This window comes from Microcystis sp. M49636_WE2, assembly GCF_030065375.1.
GTDB lineage: Bacteria > Cyanobacteriota > Cyanobacteriia > Cyanobacteriales > Microcystaceae > Microcystis > Microcystis aeruginosa_C.
Genome location: NZ_JASJFG010000489.1, coordinates 1 through 3187, shown reverse-complemented (window position 1 = coordinate 3187; position 3187 = coordinate 1). Strand labels below are relative to the sequence as shown.

The 3187-nt window shown below is 48.0% G+C and carries 2 protein-coding genes; one reads left to right on the top strand and one right to left on the bottom strand.

From position 1 onward, the window contains the following. Positions 1-200: 200 nt before the first annotated feature. On the bottom strand, positions 201-1064 hold the full coding sequence (locus tag PX484_RS11455) for a WYL domain-containing protein (RefSeq protein ID WP_287767765.1): 864 nt from the start codon (positions 1062-1064) through the stop codon (positions 201-203). A 99-nt stretch (positions 1065-1163) separates the two neighbouring features. On the opposite strand from PX484_RS11455, the gene cas3 reads away from it, so the two are divergent. Next, positions 1164-3187: type I-D CRISPR-associated helicase Cas3' (gene cas3 / locus PX484_RS11450; protein WP_288103897.1), on the top strand; the 2024-nt coding region annotated here is incomplete at its 3' end.

Below are 3187 nucleotides of genomic sequence, written 5' to 3'. Positions count from 1 at the left end.
ATCAAGGGTAGATCCCCCCGCCTATCGGCACCCCCCTTATCAAGGGTAGATCCCCCCGCCTATCGGCACCCCCCTTATCAAGGGGGGCAGGGGGGATCGAACCTAAAATCCATTTTTAATTTAATTATAACCAGCTACTTACAATACTTTTTAAACAGGATTTAGTATCGTATCTTGATTCAGCAGGGACGAAAATCTTTTCAGGACTCGTAGCGTCGATAAAGCCGCTGCACCTTGTCATAAAAACGCTTGCGGACTTTTTCTGGGGAGATCAACAAGCAATCTTCCCCGTAGGGGAGAATCTCGCGGAAAAACCAGAAGCTACTCGTTACCTGTCGGGTAATCTGCCGGACAAGGGGATTGGTCGAGATCAATTCGTTGGCGATATCGATAGCGGTTTTAGTCTGGTACGATCGAGCTAATCCATCGAATAGCTGAAACTCGGCCGAGACACTATCAAGCTGATGGCGCCACTTGCCTCTAGGGATTGGGGTAATTAAGGAATCGTTGGGGATTCGATCGAGCCGTAAACTCCAATTATGGTTTAGTTCTGATATATCTTGATTTCCCTCGGTTTCCTCGCACCAACAATCGAGATATAAGCGATCCCCGTGACGATTGATAGCGGCATGGTAAAGATGGAATTCCCAGATTCGATCGCCGGCATCCTGATAGGATAACTGAAAGGGTTGTTGTCGGAGAATGCAGCGATCGAGTTCCAGTCGCCATGGTGGGGGAGAATTATCGAGGCGGCCTTCTAGCTCTTTCCGTAAGGGTCCCGACAGTTCGCTCCGTTCTAATAGTAGTTTAGTTAGTTCTAGGGCGATGGGGATTTGTCCGGCATCAATAAGAGAATCGATCGCCTGTTGGAGCATCTGCAAGCGATCGGGCTTCCAGTCGTGATTAGGAGCGATTTTAAGCTTATTATGGGCAATTTCTTTGATTAGCTTCGATATATTCGGTTTATCTCCCCAAAATAGCCCGAATTCACTGGCAAGGATTTCTAGGGCCTGTTTTTCTTTTTCACTGACCGATAAAGTGATTGATTGTCCTATCCGGCTCATAGTTTATAAATATACGGACACTTTTTCTGTTAAGGTACTTGTCCATCCCTATTATCGTGGTTAGTATGGAAGATAGCAAGGAATTACGGACAGAAATTCATGGTAAATTATCAAGTAACGCTCAAGCCGGTCTATTCCTGTCCCGCAGACGAGATACCGGACGGGATCAAGGTTCCGCAAGGATGGCGGTTATCGTGGCATCAGGTGGAGACGTGGAAAGCACTAAATGATCCCAATGTCGAGGTAATCATCAATTCGGCCATGACGGGGGACGGGAAAAGTCTGGCGGCCTACCTGCGAACTTTGCAAGGATATTTCCCGATTATGGGACTCTACCCAACCAACGAACTAGCGCGGGATCAGCGGGGTCAGATCGAGGCATATATTCAACGATTTCAACCAACGGATCAACCCCGGGTCAATCTTTTGACCGGGCCCGAGTTGGAATTGTACGCCGAACGGGATGGGAAAACGAAAGCGATCGCTCTAGAGACTCGATCGAAACAGTCGGAAATTCTCTTAACTAACCCCGATATTTTCCATTATCTGCATCGGGGGGCCTATTTAACCCCCTACGATAACCCCGATCAGCTATGGAACCGGATCGATAAACATTTCGATCTCTTCCTATTCGATGAATTTCACGTTTTCGGCACGCCACAGGTCGCCAGTATTATCAATACCATGCTTCTAATCCGACGGGCCAATCGTGGGAAACGATACCTGTTTTTGTCCGCAACTCCCGACGAGGGTTTACTAAAACGATTGGATAAAGCGGGGTTTCGCTATCGATCGATCGACCCGGTAAGAGAAGGAAAATACCAGTTTCCCGATACCCCAGAAGAGGCCAATTCCCTCGCTCAACAGGGATGGCGACAAGTAACCTCGGAAATCGAGCTATCTTTTATTCCTTTACCGTCGAGTTTTCAAACTTCGGAAAATTGGTTGAAAGAAAATAAAGAGCGAATTTTAGACTATTTTAAGCGATACCCCGGCAGCAAGGGCGCGATTATTCTCAATTCGATCGCTTCGGTTAAACGTCTGCTGCCGATTTTCCGAGAATTATTGGCGACTATCGGTTTAACGGTGGGGGAAAATACGGGTCTTTCGGGAACGCGGGAGAAGTCGGCATCGTTAAATCGTGATCTGGTGATCGGAACGAGTACCATCGATGTGGGGGTGGACTTCAAGATTAATTTCCTCATTTTTGAGTCGTCGGATGCGGGAAATTTTATTCAACGTTTCGGCCGTTTAGGCCGTCACAGCGGCTACGATCGAAAGGGAACGGCGGTAAAATTTGCTAACTTCACAGCGATCGCTCTGGTTCCGAAATTTTTCCTAGAACGGTTATTCGAGAAGAAAGACGCACCGTTACAAGTCGGGGAACGGTATGACCGAATTCAGCTACAGGAGGCCATCAAGAGTAACTACCGTCATATCAATAATTTCGAGGGTTATTACCAACGTTGGGGAGCGGTACAATCATTTCAACTCTGGTGGAATTTAGGGAGTCCGAAGATCAAATCCCAATACGGGGAAAGTCGCCAGAAGTTTCAACAGGAATGCGAGGAGGTTTTCGATACCAGTTTAAAACGGGTCGCCGGTCGGGTGAAAGGATGGGCCGACGAATGGAAGGAGTTATCGGGGAAAAACGGTAATCCGATTTTCGAGGATGCGTCTAGTTTTCGCGGGTCGAGTCCGTTACTATGCGGGTTATACGATTCGACGGAACCGGAGGAATGCGATCGCTTTAAAACCTACGATTTACCCAGTATTCTCGGTAATCTAGAGGTGGAGGTGTGGAGAAAAGGCGAGTTTAAGCGCCAGATCGAGGCCACGAAAACACCGATCGCACGCAGACGTTTCGATTATTGTCTCGCGTTTCTGAATTTAAAGGGATATCGAGAGGAACGGTTAAACTGGCGCTTTACCTACGACGGCGATTTAGGCGAGATCGCCTCCGCGTGGAAAGTGCAGGTTTTGACGGGAATCGGTGTTTGGCAACCGGATAATCCTTGGCTCGATCGAATTAGTCGGGAGTTACGGGATCAGGCTCTGGTTAGCTTCGTTCTTGCCTATCCCGTTGCCGCAGTTCGCCAACGCTTACAATTACCGATGCACTT

Excerpts from the sequence above, each read along its gene's own strand:
- PX484_RS11455 (WP_287767765.1), bottom strand. The coding sequence starts at position 1,064 with ATGAGCCGGATAGGACAATCAATCACTTTATCGGTCAGTGAAAAAGAA.